Raw genomic sequence first — 16251 nt, 5'->3', positions numbered from 1 at the left:
CGCTACGAGTACAGCGCGTCGATCTGGTCGGCGTACTTGGCGGCGATGGGCTTGCGGCGCAGCTTGAGGGTGGGCGTGAGCTCCTCGCTGCCGGGCAGCCAGTACGTCGGCAGCACCTCGACCTTCTTGACCTGCTCGACCCGCGACAGCTTGGCGTTGCCGGCGTCGATGCCCTTCTGTACGGCGGCGAGCAGGCCGGCGTCCTTGGCGAGTACGGCGGGGTCGTTGGCCAGGCCGTGCTTGTCGGCGTACGCCGCGGCGGCGTCCGGGTCGAGGGTCACCAGCGCGACGTTGTAGGGCTTGGCATCGCCGATCACCGCGATGGTGGCGGCCAGCGGGGTTGTCACCTTGAGGGTGTTCTCGATGTTGGACGGCGACATGTTCTTGCCGGCCGCGTTGATGATGATCTCCTTCTTGCGGTCGACGATCGTGAGATACCCATCCGAGTCGATGGTGCCGATGTCACCGGTGTGCAGCCAGCCGTCTGCGTCGATGGTGTCGGCGGTCTTCTCCAGGTCCTTGCGGTAGCCGACCATGTTGCCGGCACACTTCACCAGCACCTCTCCGTCGTCGGCGAGCTTCAGCTCCACGCCCGGGAGCGGCGGGCCGACGGTGCCGACCTTGGCCTTGCCCGGCGGGTTGACCGTGGAGGCCCCGGAGGTCTCGGACATACCCCACAGCTCACACACGTTGAGGCCGAGGCCCATGAAGAACTTCAGCGTCTCCGGCGCGATCGCGGCCGCGCCGGACCAGGCCCACTTCAGCTCGCTCATCCCGAGCGCCTCGCGGACCTTGCTCAGCACCAGCTTGTCGGCGAGCCCGAACTGGACGCCGTCCAGGCCACTCAGCGACTTGCCGGCCAGCCGCGCCTCGGCGTTCTTCGCGGCCAGGCCGAACGCCCATCCGGCGAGCCGCTTCTTGACCGGGCTGGTCTCGGCCGCGAGCTTGGCCTCGACGCCCATCTTGATCTTCTCCCACACGCGCGGAACCGCGAACCAGATCGTCGGCTTGCAGTCGGGCAGGGCGGCGGCAACCTCCCGCGGATTGGCGACGTAGGTGATCTGTACCCCGCGGATGGCGCTGAAGTACTGCGCGGAGCCGCGGTCCGCGATGTGCGCCGCCGGCAGGAACGACGTGATCCGGTCGCCGAACCCGACGTCGACGACCTTCATCGCCGCGGTGAAGGTCTCCATGCAGTTGCGGTGGCTGAGCTGGACGCCCTTCGGCGGTCCGGTGGTGCCCGAGGTGTAGATCAGGGTGAGCAGGTCGTCCGGCTGCACCGCCTTCCAGGCCGCCTCGAAGTCGAAGTTGTCCGCGCCGGCCGCCTCCAGCTCCTCCAGCGTCATCGTCGCGCCGTCGGGCTTGCCGTCGACGCACACGACATGTTCCAGCGCGACGCCGGAGCCGAGGATCGCGGGCAGCAGCGCGGTCTCGGTGACCACGACCTTGTTCTCCGCGTTACCGAACAGGTACTCAACCTGCTCCGGCGAGGAGGTGTTGTAGATGGAGAACCCGATCGCGCCGAGGTGCATCGCCCCGGCGTCCACCCAGGCGAACTCCGGACGGTTGGTGAGCATGATCGCCACGGCATCGCCGCGCTGGACGCCGATGCTGGCGAAGCCGGCCGCTGTCTTGCGGACCCGCTCGGCGTACTCCCGCCAGGTGATGGAGACGTTGTCTCCGGCTGTCCGCAGCGCGACCGCGCCCGGATCGATCTTCGCGGTCTGCTGGAAGGCCTCGCAAACGGTGGCAGGTGTGGTCATGACGGTCTCCCTCAGTCGAGCCTGATTGCCGCGAACGTAACCGCAGTCACACTGCACAGCAACCGAAACGACCCATTTCGAGACTTAAGGTCTAGGGTCGGCGAGTGCCTGAGTACGCCGAGATCGCGCGCGCGGAGACCGAGCGTGGCGAGGTCGTCCTGCGCGCCCGCCGCGACGGCGACCAGGGGCACCCGGTGCTCGAGCTCAGGGTCAACGGGATCTTCGTGATGGACTCGCTGGAGACCAGCAGCGAGCGGGCGCTCGCCGAGCACGCGCTGGCGCTCGTGGACCGCCCGGCCGCGGTGCTGGTCGGCGGCCTCGGGCTCGGGTTCACCGCGCATGCCGTGCTCGCCGACTCCCGCGTCGAGCGGCTGACCGTGGTCGAGATCGAGGAGGCGCTGGTCGGCTGGATGCGCGACGGCACCGCCCCGCACGGCCCCGCCCTGCTCGCCGACGAACGGCTGAGCATCGTCGTCGCGGACATCGTCGGCGCCCTCGCCGAGGGCAAGGATGCGTCGTACGACCTGGTCCTGCTCGACGTCGACAACGGCCCGGCGTACCTCGTGTACGACGCCAACGCGGCGGTCTACCGAGCACCATCGCTCACCCAGGCCCGCCGGATCCTCCGTCCGGGCGGCGTGCTCGCCATCTGGTCGGCCGACCGCTCACCCGAGCTGGAGGCCGAGCTGGCCACGGTGTTCGGCAACGCCGAGGCGCTGGCGTACGACGTACCGCTGCACGGCCGCGCCGAGCAGTACTGGCTGCACGTGAGCCGGCAGCCCTGATCCCACTCAGCCGGGCCGCGGGACGCCGTCGAGCAGCGCGTCGACGACCCGCTCCGGCAGGTCGTCCTCGAGCGGGAACCCGGTGACCAGCGCGCGGGAGTGGACGATGGCGACCAGCATCTCCAGCAGCAATGAGGTGTCGACGTCGGCCGCCACCTCGCCGCGGGCGACCGCCCGCTCGACGACCGGGGTGAAGGTCTCGATCCGGCTCGCCCAGAACCGCCGCCGCTCCTCGGCATAGTCGCCGTGGGCGAGGGTTCCGCTGCGCATCACGGCAAGGCCCAGTGGGTCCGCCGTCGCCGCGCTGGCCAGGGTTAGCGTCGCGGTCAGGTCGCCGCGCAGCGAGCCGGTGTCTGGCACCGGAACCCGCTGCTCGCTCTCGGCCAGCAGCGCCTCCAGCACGAGGTTCTCCCGGGTCTGGAACCTGCGGTACACCGATGTCTCGTGTACGCCGGCGCGCGCGGCCACCGCCGCGACGGTCAGCATGTCCAGCCCGCCGCTCTCGATCTCCCGGAGCGTCGCGGCCAGCACCGCCTCATGAACCGCTGCACCCCGCCGCCCCAATCCCGCCATCCCCCAAACCTAGCCAGGTCGTGGGTCTGAGCCAGCGCCAGGGCGCAGGCTCAGACCCACGACCCTCACTCGTGGGCTTCGGGCGTAAGCGGGTTCCCGGCAGCGATCCGGCCGCAGTCCGACGGCGCGGCCTTCCCGGCGAACCGATCGTTGAGCCACAGCAGCGCCAGCGGAGCCCACGGCACCGTGGCCCCGACGTGGCTGAGCAGGCTGTACTGCTGGTACTTCACCGCGGGCGCACCCGTGGCGCAGTACTGCCGCATCAGGGTCCGTACGTCCCCGGCGACCATCACGCCGTCGCCAGCGCCGATCCCGGGCTTGGTGCCGGACGTGCCTTCGAAGTAGCCGCCCCCGCCCTGCGCGACGAACATCGGGACGGTCGGCGTCGGCGCGGAGCCGAGGTTCAGCTTGTTGACGGTGTCGACGTACTCGGGCACGGAGTTGGGGTTGGCGTACTCGGGCTTGACCAGCTGCTTCCAGGTCAGGCCGGGGTACTGGCCGAGCACGTTGATGATCGACGCCTGCTGCATCTTGGCGATGACCTGCTTGCCCTTGTCGTTGAGGTACTTGTCGAAGTCGATGTCGTAGGACCGGGCCACGCCCGCGATCGCCATCGGCGCGATGCCGGACCAGACCAGGCTGCCCGAGACGTACTTCAGGTTGTGGGCCGGGGCGACCAGCAGGCCGCCCTCGGTGAAGCCGACCAGCCGCCGGTTGACGTCGGGCGCGTACTCCGGGGCCAGGGTGCCCGCCCAGCTGGTCGCGATCGCGCCACCCGAGTAGCCGAGCATGCCGACCCGGGTCGCCGAGGTGAGGCCGGTGGCTTCGGCCGCACTCGCGGCCCGGATCCCGTCGAGGGTGTTGTAGCCGTACTCCGGTCCGGCGGCGAAGTTGGCGTCCTGGCCCTCGGTGTCGGGCACGAGCACCGTGTAGCCCTGCGCCAGCAGCGGCGCGATGAAGATCGACTCCACGTTGGCGATCAGCCCGCCCAGCGAGACGTCGCCCGCGATCGCCCGCGAGGGGCCGTCCTCCGGGTTCATGGAGTCGTAGAACGACTGGTAGGACACCGCGTTGCCGTTCACCTTGCCGGGCGGCTTGAGAACAGACGTCACGTTGGCGGCCGGCTTTCCCTGCGCGTCGGTGCTGCGGTAGAGGATCTGCACGGCCTGCACTGGCGTCGGGATGCCCACCACGTGGTAGCTGAGGGTCCGGGTCTTCAGCACCTCGCCCGGCTCGTACGACGACAGCGGCTGGGCGCCGTCGTAGGTGTAGAAGGGATCGGCGGCAGCGGCACTCGCAGCGGCACCGGCGGTGGCGCCGGCGGTGCCCGGCACCAGGGCGGCCAGGACGAGAAGGAAGCTGGCGGCGAGCTGGGCGGCTGCTGCTCGCGGGCTGAGTCTGGGCATCGGACACCTTCCAAGGCGTGTGTAAGCCGTCACAGTCAGTGGGCGGCACGCTATCGCAACTGTGACTGCGATAACACCGTGAGCGGCGTCACATGTAGCGCCTGCCGGTAGCGTCGGAGGCGTGAATGACACGAGGATCGAGCACGACTCGATGGGCGAGGTCGCGGTGCCTGCGGACGCACTGTGGCGGGCCCAGACCCAGCGGGCGATCGAGAACTTCCCTATCAGCGGCACCACGCTGGAGCCGCGTCACATCCAGGCACTGGCGACGATCAAGTCGGCCGCCGCGAAGGCCAACGCCGAGCTCGGCGTACTCGACCGGAGCCAGGCGGACGCGATCCGGGCGGCCGCCGCCGAGATCTCGGCCGGTGAGCACGACGGGCACTTCCCGCTCGACGTGTTCCAGACCGGCTCCGGAACCAGCTCGAACATGAACGCCAACGAGGTGATCGCCAGCCTCGCCGGACGCACCGGGGTGGACGTCCACCCCAACGACCACGTCAACGCGTCGCAGTCCAGCAACGACACCTTCCCGACCTCGATCCACGTCGCCGCCACCCTTGCCGTCGTCGAGGACCTGCAGCCGGCGCTCGCCACCCTGGCCACCAGCCTCGAGGCCAAGGCCACGGAGTTCGTGGACGCCGTGAAGTCCGGCCGCACCCACCTGATGGACGCGACACCGGTGACCCTCGGCCAGGAGCTCGGCGGGTACGCCGCGACCGTGCGCTACGCGACCGAGCGGCTCGACGCGGTCCTCCCCCGGGTCCGGGAGCTACCGCTCGGCGGCACCGCCGTCGGCACCGGCATCAACACCCCGCCCGGCTTCGCGGCCGCGGCGATCGCCGAGATCGGCGTACTCACCGGACAGGAGTTCACCGAGGCGCGCAACCACTTCGAGGCCCAGGGCGCGCGCGACTCGCTGGTCGAGCTGAGCGGTGTGCTCCGCACGATCGCGGTCGGCCTCACCAAGATCTGCAACGATCTGCGCTGGATGTCGTCCGGCCCGACCACCGGCCTGGCCGAGATCCACCTGCCCGACCTGCAGCCGGGATCCAGCATCATGCCCGGCAAGGTCAACCCGGTGCTCCCCGAGGCGACGCTGATGGTCTGCGCCCAGGTGATCGGCAACGACGCCGCGATCGCCACCGCCGGCGCGAGCGGCAGCTTCGAGCTGAACGTGATGATGCCGGTGATCGCGCGGAACCTGCTGGAGTCGATCCGGCTGCTGTCCACCTCGACCGTGCTGCTCGCAACCCGCTGCATCGACGGCATCACCGCCGACCGGGACCGGATGCGGCGGTACGCCGAGTCGTCGCCGTCGGTGGTAACCCCGCTGAACAAGTACCTCGGCTACGAGACCGCCGCCAAGGTCGCCAAGCAGGCCCTGGCAGACGGCGCGACGATTCGGGAGACGGTGATCGCGATGGGCTTCCTGCGCGACGGCGTACTCACCGAAGAGCAGCTCGACGCCGCCCTCGACGTCACGTCGATGACGAGACCCGGCTAGTTGGTACCAACGGCGATAGCATCGCCAGCGATACTATTGGTCTGACCAACGGTCAGGCGCATACTGCCGTGGGGCGCCCTGCTGAAGGATCAGCAGCGCAGGGTGCCTGAGGAGGCGCGGCGGCTCCGGTCGCTCGTGGCGACCTTCGACCCGCGGTCGTGAGGGTGGCGACCGCAGATCGCGAGCCGCCGCGCCGAGGTCCGGCCCTACGCCGCTACCGGCAGCGGTACGACGTCGGCGATGGCGGCCGCAAGCTCGCGGCCCTTGGTCACGAAGTGCTGCTTGAAGTAGCGGTCATGCTCGTCGTGCTCGTGGAAGTGGTGCGGGGTGAGCACGGCCGAGAAGACCGGTACGTCGGTCTCGAGCTGGACCCGCATCAGCGCGTCGACGACGGCGCCGGCCACGAAGTCGTGCCGGTAGATGCCCCCGTTGACGACCAGTGCGCAGGCCGCGACGGCGTCGTACTCCCCCGACCGGCCGAGCCGGCGGGCAGCGAGCGGGATCTCGAAGGCGCCGGGCACCTCGACCACGTCGAGGTCGTAGCCCAGCTCGGTGAGCCGGGCGGCGCACGCCTCGACGGCACAGTCGACGATGTCGGCGTGCCAGCGGGCGGCGAGGATGGCGATGCGGCGTGAAGGTGGGGCTACGGGTGACTGCGTCATGTTGTCCTCCTGTTCGCGTGGTCACCCAGGGCGTGACGACGCGAACGAAGGCAGCCAGCACCGGCCAGCACCGTCGGTCGAGCCGCGTTCTCTTCCATCCGGACTGTGACCGTCGGCTCCGGAGTCGCACCGGATCTGCTGTCCCTGCCAGGTGGCAGGCGCTCGCGGGCTGGTGGTCCCGGATGGCCGGGACCACATCACCGCCGGTGGGGAGTTCCACCCCGCCCTGAGAACGTTTCAGGGCGATACTAGCGCAGAGTCTCTAATACAGTGGAGGCCTAATACCAGTTGTGGCCCTGCTTGAAGGACCACGCGGCACAGGGGGTGCCGTAGCGGGATTGGATGTAGTCCAGGCCCCAACGGATCTGCACCTCGGCGGAGGTCATGTAGCCCTCCGGCAGGTCGTGCATTGCGGTCAGCGCCTGCGGGATGCCGTACGCCGAGGAGGTGGGGTTGTCGGCATCGACCCGCCAGCCGCTCTCGCTCATGTACAGCGCGTCCAGGCAGTCGAACTCGTCGACGCTGAAGCCGTACTCGCCGAGCAGGGCGCGGGCGATGTCGCGTGGGTCGTCGTCGGAAAGGTCCTCGGTCTTGGCGAACCCACCGCCCTCGGAGCCCGACAGTGCGGCAACCTTCGCCGGGTCGGTGGCCTCGCGGCGGTCGGAACGGGTGGGGACCTTCTTGTCGCGCTTGGCCAGGCGCTCGGAGAGGCGCTTGTTGAGCTCAGCCTGGTCGACGCTGGAGGCGGAGAGCTTGTCGGTGCTATCACGCTGCTGCGGGCTGAGCCCGTCGGCAAAGAGTCCGCCGGTCACGGTGGCTCCGGTGGTGGCTACCGCCACCGACGACAGCACCAGGGTGGTGCGCAGCACCTTCTTGGGGGTGTCAGTCGCCTTGACCGGTTGCCGGTGCTTCGGCACGTACTTCACATGTTTAGGCACAGATCAGCTCACGAGCTGAAACTGGGACAAATGGTGTGCATGCCCCATATCAACCCGAATCTCCCTCCCAGGTTACGAATCAATCACGGGCCACCCTGCAGCACATCCTTGGTGGATTCAAACCCCGGCCCGGAAAATGTAGGGATCCAGCCGGGGTCCCCAGTCACATGTGTCACAGAACACACAGCGGTGAGCCCGCCGAAGGCGTCGTCCGCCTTCGGCGGGCTCATCATCTGTTCCGCAGAACAGGCTCGCTGCGCTCGCGTTCCGCGGTCAGCTGAGGGTGACGTTCTCCAGCATCTCGGTGACCAGCGCCGCGATCGGCGACCGCTCGGACCGGGTGAGGGTCACATGCGCGAAGAGCGGGTGTCCCTTCAGCCGCTCGACGACCGCGACCACTCCGTCGTGCCGGCCGACCCGCAGGTTGTCGCGCTGGGCGACGTCGTGGGTCAGCACGACCTTGGAGTTGGCGCCGATCCGGGACAGCACCGTCAGCAGCACGTTGCGCTCCAGCGACTGGGCCTCGTCGACGATCACGAACGCGTCGTGCAGCGAGCGGCCGCGGATGTGGGTCAGCGGCAGCACCTCGAGCATCCCGCGGTCGAGCACCTCGTCGATGACGTCCGGGGTGGTGAGCGCGCCGAGCGTGTCGAAGACCGCCTGACCCCACGGCGACATCTTCTCCGACTCGGTGCCCGGCAGGTAGCCGAGCTCCTGGCCGCCGACGGCGAACAGCGGCCGGAAGACCACCACCTTCTTGTGCTGGCGGCGCTCCATCACCGCCTCCAGGCCCGCGCACAGTGCCAGCGCCGACTTGCCGGTGCCGGCCCGGCCGCCGAGCGAGACGATGCCGATGTCCGGGTCGAGGAGCAGGTCGAGCGCGATCCGCTGCTCGGCCGAGCGGCCGTGGATGCCGAACGCCTCCCGGTCGCCGCGGACCAGGTGCACCTGCTTGTCCGCACCGACCCGGCCGAGCGCCGTACCCCGCTCCGAGAGCAGCACCAGGCCGGTGTGGCAGGGCAGCTCGCGGGCCGGCTCCAGGTCGAGGGTGCCGTCGTCGTACAGCTCGTCGAGGTCGCCGCCGCCCACCTCCAGCTCGACCATCCCGGTGTAGCCGGCCTCGGAGTCGCTCATCCGCTCGACGCGGTACTCCTCGGCGTCCAGGCCGACCGCCGAGGCCTTGATCCGCAGCGGCAGGTCCTTGGAGACCAGGGTGACCGGGTTGCCCTCGGTGGCCAGGTTGCAGGCGACCGCGAGGATCCGGGTGTCGTTGTCCCCGAGCCGGAAGCCGGTCGGGAGGACCTCGGCGTCGATGTGGTTGAGCTCGACGCGGAGGGTGCCGCCGGCGGAGCCGATCGGAACCGGCTGGTCGAGGCGACCGTGTTCGATCCTCAGCTCGTCGAGCGTCCGCAGCGCGGTGCGGGCGAAGAAGCCGAGCTCAGGGTGGTGACGCTTGCCCTCGAGCTCGGTGATCACGACGACTGGTAGGACCACCTCGTGCTCCTCGAAACGACGGAGCGCGCCGGGGTCGGCCAGCAGGACGCTCGTGTCGAGGACGAAGGTTCGGGTTCCCGCCTTCTTCGACGGGGCCTTGCGCTTTGCGGTGGATGCCCGCGTGGAGCGCTTGGCAGATGAGTTCGGAGAGGCCACGGTCTACCCCTTCTGGACCCAGCACGCCGCAACTCGACGTTCCCGGCCCTAACTCACACGGTTGGACCGGGATGACGTCCGAAAGCCGGAGTGCCGGCTCCCCACTCCACTACCCCTAGGCCCGGGGAACTCCCGGACCAGCAGTCGCGTCGTGCAGTCGTGAGGTCTCACGAACGGGCCTCCCAGTACGGCGAGCTTCCCCGCTCGCCGTTACTCAAGGAGGTACCGGGACTCGCCTCAGGTTCCCAGCAACACTCCCGAATGCGTGGTGAACGGCCGGTTACAGAGGGGCTCGATCAGCCCGGCTCCACCGATGGCGCCGTCGCGAGCGTCGTCAGGCGGGTGTGATGGCAAGGCGGCGGAGCGAAGGCGGGCCGGAGGCCCGTCGAGTCTTCGCCAACGCAGCCAGCGCGCCCGCATGGCGGCGCGCAGCAGGCGGCCATCGGTGGAGCCGGGCTTAAGGCGCGACGGTGAGGTTGCCGAAGCCGATCACGGCCTGGCTGGCCGGCGTACCGAACACGTCGACGACCGGGCCGCTGACGCTGGATGCCCAGGTGTCAGCGCCGGCTCCGGGGTTGGCGACGTCGCGCACGTCCAGCTGGATTGTTGCCGTGCCGAGGTCAGGCCCGACCGTGCCGGTGCTCAGGTCGACGACCCGCACCGTGGCTGACCCCGCCGCCAGGCTGGCCGGGCAGATCTTCGGGTTGCCGGCGCAGGTGGTGGTAAGCGCGGTCAGCGTCGAGGACTCGATCACCGCGAGCCCGCCGACGGTGGGTACGACGACCACGACGTTGCCGGTGGGCGGCGCCTTCTTGACCGGCCGGGCCTGGAACCCGAAGTCGCGGACGCCGGTACCGGCCGCCGCGGAGGCGAAGCCGGCGCCCTGGTTGGCCACCGTGGCCACACCAACGTCGGCCGGGCCGGCGTACGTCGGGCTGGCGGTCGTGACCACGACGGCACGGCTGCCCACCGCCTGCGTGGCCGAGCACTGCGCGCGGGCCTTGCCGGGCGTGGTCGGAGCCGCGTTGGCGCTGCAGATCAGGGTGCCGTCGAGCCGCTTGAACGAGACCACGACGTTGCTCAGCGCGCCGGCGAGGGTGCCGTCGGCCTGCTCGACCACCTCGGCGGTCAGCGTGACCGAGGCGTTCGCGCCCGCGGTCAGGGACTGCGGCTGACCGCCGAACGTGGTGTCGACCGACTCCTTGGTCACCGTGAACGGCTGGCTCGCCGAGGACGGTGCGTACGCCGCGTCCCCGGCGTACGCCGCAACGACCTGGCGGACGCCGGGTGCGCCGGTGACCGCGATGCTCGCCGTCGCCCGGCCGTCGGCGCCGGTCGTGGCCGGAGCGGTGGCCGCGCCCAGGGTGAAGGTCAGGTCGCGGGCGGCGAGCGGCTGGCCGGTCCCGGCGTCGGTCAGCAGCGCGGAGACAGCGGCCGGGTCGGAGGTCTGCGCGGTCACCGATCCGTCGTACGCGACGACGGTGGCGCGCTTGGTGACGCTGACGGTGAACGAACGCTGCGCGGTGGACTGGCCGTCGGAGACCTGGACGGTCACCGGGTGCGCGCCGAGCTGGTTCTGGGTCGGCGTCCAGAGGAAGGTGCCGCTGCTGGCAACCGAGGCGCCCGCGGGGCCACTGACCAGCGACCAGCTGAGTGCGTCCGGCGGGTCGTCGCCGTCGCTGCCGGTCAGCGGGACCGAGAGCAGGTCGCCCCACTGGGTGGTCTGGTCGGCAACCGGGTCGGCCGTGACCGGGTCGTTGACACAGGTGACGGTGACCGTGACCGTGCCGACCGAGGTGGCACCGCTGGAGTCGGTGACCGTGTAGGTGAAGGCGTCCACACCGCACCAGCCGGCGTCGGGCGTGTAAGCGACCGCGTCGTTGATCGCCAGGGTCAGGGTCCCGTGGGAAGCGCCGCTCGCCTCGGTGACGTGCAGGGTGTCGCCGTCGACGTCGGTGTCGTTGTCGAGCACGTGGATGTGGACGGCCTCGTCCTCGTCGGTCGTGGCTTGGTCGGCGGCGGCGACGGGCGCGTCGTTCACGCAGGTCACCGAGACCTCGACCGAGCCGGTCGCGGCGCCACCCGGGCTGGTCACCTGGTAGCTGAACGAGTCCGCCCCGCAGTAGTCGGCGTCGGGTGTGTACCGGACCTTGCCGGCCTCGGCGGCCGCCGTACCGTGGGCCGGGTCGCCGACCGTGCCCAGGGTCAGCGCGCCGCCGTCCGGGTCGGTGTCGTTGGCGAGTACGTCGACCAGCACGTCGGTGTCCTCGGGTGTGGTCGCCGCGTCGGCGGCCGGGCGCGGCGAGTCGGCTGCGCAGGTCACGGTGACCGAGGCGTTGCCGGTGGCCTGGGTGTGGCCGTCGCTGACCTGGTAGCTGAACGTGTCCGGGCCGCAGTAGTCGGCCGCCGGCTGGTAGTGGACCTTGTTGCCGAGCACGGACGTGGTGCCGTGGCTGGCCGCGCCGACCGAGAACAGCGTCAGCGGGTCGCCGTCGACGTCGCCGTCGTTGGCGAGTACGTCGAAGTCCGCCGGCGTGTCCTCCGGCGTCGACAGCGCGTCCGCGCCGGGCGCCGGGCCGTCGTTGCCGCAGGTGACGGTGACCGCGACGGACGCCGACGCCGTGTGCCCGTGGCCGTCGGAGATCGTGTACGCGAAGACGTCGGGAACGGCGCCGCAGAAGTCCGGGTCGGGCGTGTAGCGGACGTCGCCAGTGCCGAGGATCGCGGTCGTGCCGTGCGCCGGGTCGCCGGCGTCGGTGACGGTCAGCGGGTCGTTCTCGGGATCGGTGTCGTTGGCGCGGACGTCCACGTCGACGTGGGTGTCCTCCGCGGTGGTGGCGGTGTCGTTGGTGGCGACCGGCGCGCAGTTCATCAGCACCGAGATCGTCGCCGGCACCACGGCCTGGCCGTCGGTCACGTAGTAGAGGAACGTCTCGTCGTGGCAGCCGGGCGCCGGCGTGTACTCCACCTGGCCGCCCACGATGGCCGCGGAGCCGTTCACCGTCGGGCCGAGGTGGTCCAGGGTCAGGGTGTCGCCGTCCTCGTCGGTGTCGTTGGCGAGCGCGTCGACCGTGACCGCGACTCCCGGCGTGGTCTCGACGGTGTCGTTAACCGGGCTCGGGATGTGGTTGCCGCCCACCGACGGCAGCTCGCCGACCAGGAGCGGCGCGATGCTGCGGGTGCCGATGCCGTCGCCGATCTGGCCGAGCTGGTTGTCGCCGAGGCAGCGCACGCTCTTGTCGATCATCGTCACGCAGGTGTTCTTGCGGCTGGCGGCCAGCGAGGTGACGAGCGCGCTGCCGATGTCGACCTGCGGCTTGGACACGACGTACACCGCCGCGCTGCCGCCACCACCGCTCTGGCCGAACGCGTTGCTGCCCCAGCAGACGACACCGCCGCCGCTGGCGTTGCTGCCCGCCCGGATCGCGCAGGTGTGGTGGTCGCCGGCCGCGAGGGTGGTCGCGTCGCCGAGGTCGCCGATCACACCGAACGGCGGCGGGTTGTTGGTGCGCACCAGCTTGGTTGCGTCGGAGCGCGAGGTGCCGGTCTGGTCGCCGAGCTGGCCGGCGCCGTTGGTCCCCCAGCAGCGGACGTCGCCGTTGGTCATCTCCGCGCAGGTGTGGGCCGCGCCGGCGACGAGGTCCGCGACACCGGTGAGCGGGGTGTCGGTGTCCGGGTCGTCGTCGTTCTGGACGAGTACGGCGAGGTGCCGCTCGTTGCCACTGCTGTTGTCGCCGAGCTGGCCGGCGGAGTTGAGACCCCAGCAGCGCACCTGCCCGCTGGTCAGCAGCGCGCAGCCGTGGAAGCCGCCGACCGCCACGTCCGCGACGCCGGTCAGGTCGCTGACCGTGACCTCGTCCGGGTCGGGGTTGCTGTCGTACTTCACGGTGACCGGGTTCGGGCTGTCGACGACGGTGTTGTCGCCGAGCTGGCCGTGCCCGTTCTCCCCCCAGCAGCTGACCTTGCCGGTGCCGCGCACCGCGCAGGTGGTGCCGCGCTCGGCGGGCGCCTCGAACGACCCGCCCGCGTCGTACGCCGTCACGTCGGCGACCGAGACCACCGGCTTGTTGCGGGACGCGGTGGTGCCGTCACCCAGCTCGCCGTCGGCATTGCGGCCCCAGCAGCGCAGGGTCGTCGAGCCCGACGGGCGGACGCAGGCCTGGCCGTTGCCGAGGTCGACGTCGGCGGTGAGGCCGAGGTCGGCCACCGGCATCCGCACGGTGGTCAGCGGTACGCCGGTCTCGGCCCCGAGCCGGCCGTCGGCGTTGGAGCCCCAGCAGACGGTACGGCGCGGAATGTCGGCCTCGGTGATCGCGCAGGCGAAGTCGGTGCCGGCGGCGACGGCGAGCGCACCGGTGATCGAGGTGACCGTGGTGGCGGTCGGCACGGAGTTCTTGTGCGACCCGAGCTGGCCGTGGAAGTTGAACCCCCAGCACCTCACGGCGGCGCCGTCGACCGCGCAGGTGTGGTAGCCGCCGGCGACGACCGCGTCGACGGCCAGCCCCGGGACCTGCGGCGCATAGACGCTGTCCTCGTAGGGCTCCTCCTCCGCGTCGTCCTCGCCGGAGTCCGGCTTGGGGTCGGCGCCGAGCTGGCCGTTGCCGTTCTGGCCCCAGCAGCTAACGGCCGCCGGGCTCACCAGGGAACACGTGTGGAACTCACCGGCCGAGACCGACAGCAGGCCCTCGAGGGTCTGGATGTCCTCGTCGAGCGGGCTCGGGTTCGCGTCGTACTGCACGACGAGCGGGGTCGGGCTCGGCTTCATGGTCTGGTGGCCGGGCTCGCCCTCGAGCGCGGTCTTGTGCCCAAGCTGGCCGTAGGTGTTCAGGCCCCAGCAGAACGCGCGGTTCGGGTCGTCGACCACGACACAGGTGTGGGCGTTGCCGGCGGTGAGAGCGAGCGCCGGATGGTCGCCGGCGTCCGGCAGGCCCGCGACGTCGGTCGGCACGGCGCGGTCGTCGGTCGTGCCGTCACCGAGCTGACCGGACCCGTTGGCGCCCCAGCACTGCACGGTGTCGTCCGCGAGCAGGGCGCACGTGTGGAACTCACCGGCCGCGATCGCGGTCGCCGGGTTCGCCGCCGTGATCCCCGGTACGGCGACGGGTGCGATCGCGAAGTCGCCAGGAGCTCCGTCACCCAGCTGACCCATGCCGTCCTGGCCCCAGCAGCTCACCGTGCCGTCGCCGAGCAGCGCGCAGTTGTGGAAGCCGCCGCCGGCGATTGCGGTGGCGCCGGTGAGGCCGGCGACCGCGACCGGGACGAAGCTGTTCTGGCCGAGCGGGTCGTTGTTGCCGAGCTGGCCGCTGCCGCCCTGCCCCCAGCAGCTCACCGAGCCGCCGTGCAGGAGGGCGCAGGTGTGCTGCGCGCCGCCCACCACCTGGCGGACACCAGCGAGACCGGCGACCGGCTGCGGCTTCGTGCTGGTCGAGAAGGTGGCGTTGCCGAGCTGGCCCTGGTCGTTGTTGCCCCAGCACTCCACGCCGCCGTTGTCGGTGATCGCACAGGTGTGCTGGGTGCCGAGCGCGACCAGCCGCTGCTTGTCGGCGACGGCCGCGACCGCGGCCTCGCCGATGTCACCGCGTGCGCCGCCGTTATTGATCGCGAGCACGACCAGGACCAGGCCCAGCGCGCAGGCGAACCGAAGCGCGAGGTCCGACAGCCGGGAGCGGGTGGCAAGGTTCATCGAAGGCGCGGCGCGCAGCCCCGGACGTCAGTCCAGGAGGAATCGCCGCTCCCTCCTTCCGTCGGAGTGTCGGTGCAGGCTGTCAAGATCTGGGCTATGGCTAGGTTCCGGTTGACGCCGACTCCAACGCAGGAGATGCTGCTGTTGGAGCACTGCTCGCACGCCCGGTTCGTGTGGAACCCGTTGAGCAGCAGTCGCATTGGCGTCGGAGCCGCCGCGGACATGCGCCCGGCTACCACGAGCAGGCGCGGCAGCTGACCGAGGCCCGACGGGAGTTCGAGTGGTTGCGGGCGGGCGCGCAGATGGTGCAGCAGCAGGCGCTTAGGGACTTCGCCCAGGCAATGACGAACTTCTTCGCCGGCGCGCATCGACGACCGACGTGGCGCAAGCTCGGCCGGCATGACGGGTTCAGAATCGTGTCGGTCAAACCTCGGCATGTACGCCAGCTGAACCGCAACCGAGGTGCGGTGTGGGTCCCGAAGGTGGGCTGGGTCCAGTTCCGGGTGTCGCGCCCGGTGCCAGCCGCCGTGTCTTACCGGGTCACCCGAGACGCGGCTGGCCGCTGGCACATCGCGTTCGCCGCCGTACCCGACACGATTCCCGCGCCCGGGAGCGGTGAGGTAGTCGGGGTGGACCGGGGAGTACAGACTTCCGCTGCCTTGTCGAGCGGGGATCTGCTGCATTGCTCGGGACTGCGACCCACGGAGACCGAGCGGCTGCGGCGGCTGCAGCGCCGCCTTGCGCGAGCACAGCGCGGATCGCACCGCCGCCACAAGACGAAGGCGGCCATCGCGCGGCTGAGGGCCCGCGAGGCCGATCGACGTAAGGATTGGGTGGAGAAGACCTCTACCGATTTGGCGCGACGCTACGACGTGATTCGGGTCGAGGACCTCAACGTTGGAGCCATGACTCGCACCGCGCGAGGAACCGTGGCGGATCCGGGCCGCAACGTGGTCCAGAAGACCGCGTTGAACCGGGGCATCCTCGCCAACGGGTGGGGCAATCTCGTGGCGCGGCTTGAGCACAAGGCACCCGGTCGGGTGGAGAAGGTACCTGCCGCGTACACGTCCCAGACGTGTTCGGTGTGCAAGACCGTCGATGCGGAAGCGCGCGAGAGCCAAGCCGTCTTCCGTTGTCGGTCCTGCGGTTACACCGGGCACGCCGACGTCAACGCGGCCCGCAACATCGCCGCCGGACGGGCGGTGACAGCACGTGGAGACCTCGACACCAGTCGGTCTGTGAAACGTGAACCTCAACCCAATCGCCTCCTTTCCGCGTGATCAG

At 70.5% G+C, this 16251-nt stretch carries 11 protein-coding genes and 1 riboswitch; of the genes, 4 read left to right on the top strand and 7 right to left on the bottom strand.

Going from position 1 to position 16251, the window contains the following annotated elements; all coding sequences use genetic code 11:
- Positions 1-2: 2 nt before the first annotated feature.
- Positions 3-1763 carry an AMP-binding protein gene (locus DDV73_RS21090; RefSeq protein ID WP_109509221.1) on the bottom strand — a complete coding sequence of 587 codons (1761 nt, stop codon included), beginning with the start codon at positions 1761-1763 and terminating at the stop codon, positions 3-5.
- A gap of 104 nt (positions 1764-1867) precedes the next feature.
- On the opposite strand from DDV73_RS21090, the gene DDV73_RS21085 reads away from it, so the two are divergent.
- Positions 1868-2548, top strand: a complete 681-nt coding sequence (locus tag DDV73_RS21085; RefSeq protein ID WP_109509220.1) for a spermidine synthase — start codon at positions 1868-1870, stop codon at positions 2546-2548.
- 6 nt (positions 2549-2554) lie between these two features.
- On the opposite strand, the gene DDV73_RS21080 is transcribed toward DDV73_RS21085, so the two are convergent.
- Positions 2555-3121: a TetR-like C-terminal domain-containing protein gene (locus DDV73_RS21080; protein WP_109509219.1), complete on the bottom strand. Its 567-nt coding sequence runs from the start codon at positions 3119-3121 to the stop codon at positions 2555-2557.
- Positions 3122-3186: 65 nt separating this feature from the next.
- Positions 3187-4527, bottom strand: coding sequence for a lipase family protein (locus DDV73_RS21075; protein WP_109509218.1), 1341 nt, complete (start codon positions 4525-4527; stop codon positions 3187-3189).
- A 121-nt stretch (positions 4528-4648) separates the two neighbouring features.
- Here DDV73_RS21075 and DDV73_RS21070 point away from each other — a divergent pair, with 121 nt between their 5' ends.
- The gene (locus DDV73_RS21070) at positions 4649-6034 is read left to right on the top strand and encodes a class II fumarate hydratase (RefSeq protein WP_109509217.1); all 1386 of its coding nucleotides are present in this window, start codon (positions 4649-4651) and stop codon (positions 6032-6034) included.
- A gap of 206 nt (positions 6035-6240) precedes the next feature.
- On the opposite strand, the gene DDV73_RS21065 is transcribed toward DDV73_RS21070, so the two are convergent.
- The 4 genes from DDV73_RS21065 to DDV73_RS21050 form a co-directional block, all read right to left on the bottom strand.
- Positions 6241-6696, bottom strand: coding sequence for a 6,7-dimethyl-8-ribityllumazine synthase (locus DDV73_RS21065; protein WP_109509216.1), 456 nt, complete (start codon positions 6694-6696; stop codon positions 6241-6243).
- A gap of 82 nt (positions 6697-6778) precedes the next feature.
- A riboswitch (FMN riboswitch) is annotated at positions 6779-6934 on the bottom strand.
- 40 nt (positions 6935-6974) lie between these two features.
- Entirely contained in the window at positions 6975-7622 is a 648-nt protein-coding gene (locus tag DDV73_RS21060; RefSeq protein ID WP_109509215.1) for an aggregation-promoting factor C-terminal-like domain-containing protein, read from the bottom strand.
- 285 nt (positions 7623-7907) lie between these two features.
- Positions 7908-9284 carry a PhoH family protein gene (locus DDV73_RS21055; RefSeq protein WP_109509214.1) on the bottom strand — a complete coding sequence of 459 codons (1377 nt, stop codon included), beginning with the start codon at positions 9282-9284 and terminating at the stop codon, positions 7908-7910.
- A gap of 457 nt (positions 9285-9741) precedes the next feature.
- Complete coding sequence (locus tag DDV73_RS21050; protein ID WP_109509213.1) at positions 9742-14967, bottom strand: RCC1 domain-containing protein; 5226 nt, start codon at positions 14965-14967, stop codon at positions 9742-9744.
- Between the two features lie 66 nt (positions 14968-15033).
- Between DDV73_RS21050 and DDV73_RS29625 the strand changes: the two genes are divergently transcribed.
- On the top strand, positions 15034-15225 hold the full coding sequence (locus tag DDV73_RS29625) for a helix-turn-helix domain-containing protein (protein WP_338066403.1): 192 nt from the start codon (positions 15034-15036) through the stop codon (positions 15223-15225).
- Positions 15141-16247 carry an RNA-guided endonuclease InsQ/TnpB family protein gene (locus tag DDV73_RS21045; protein ID WP_240617394.1) on the top strand — a complete coding sequence of 369 codons (1107 nt, stop codon included), beginning with the start codon at positions 15141-15143 and terminating at the stop codon, positions 16245-16247. Before DDV73_RS29625 ends, DDV73_RS21045 begins: the two co-directional genes overlap by 85 nt.
- Positions 16248-16251 lie beyond the last annotated feature (4 nt).

The sequence above is a fragment of the Nocardioides speluncae genome (genome assembly GCF_003121585.1).
Lineage (GTDB): Bacteria > Actinomycetota > Actinomycetes > Propionibacteriales > Nocardioidaceae > Nocardioides > Nocardioides speluncae.
This window is presented reverse-complemented; position numbering and strand designations above follow the sequence as displayed.

What these genes read in the sequence shown, in the direction of transcription:
- DDV73_RS21090 (WP_109509221.1), bottom strand. Translation starts at nt 1,763, where the DNA reads ATGACCACACCTGCCACCGTTTGCGAGGCCTTCCAGCAGACCGCGAAG.
- DDV73_RS21080 (WP_109509219.1), bottom strand. Translation starts at nt 3,121, where the DNA reads ATGGCGGGATTGGGGCGGCGGGGTGCAGCGGTTCATGAGGCGGTGCTG.
- DDV73_RS21075 (WP_109509218.1), bottom strand. Translation starts at nt 4,527, where the DNA reads ATGCCCAGACTCAGCCCGCGAGCAGCAGCCGCCCAGCTCGCCGCCAGC.
- DDV73_RS21065 (WP_109509216.1), bottom strand. Translation starts at nt 6,696, where the DNA reads ATGACGCAGTCACCCGTAGCCCCACCTTCACGCCGCATCGCCATCCTC.
- DDV73_RS21050 (WP_109509213.1), bottom strand. Translation starts at nt 14,967, where the DNA reads ATGAACCTTGCCACCCGCTCCCGGCTGTCGGACCTCGCGCTTCGGTTC.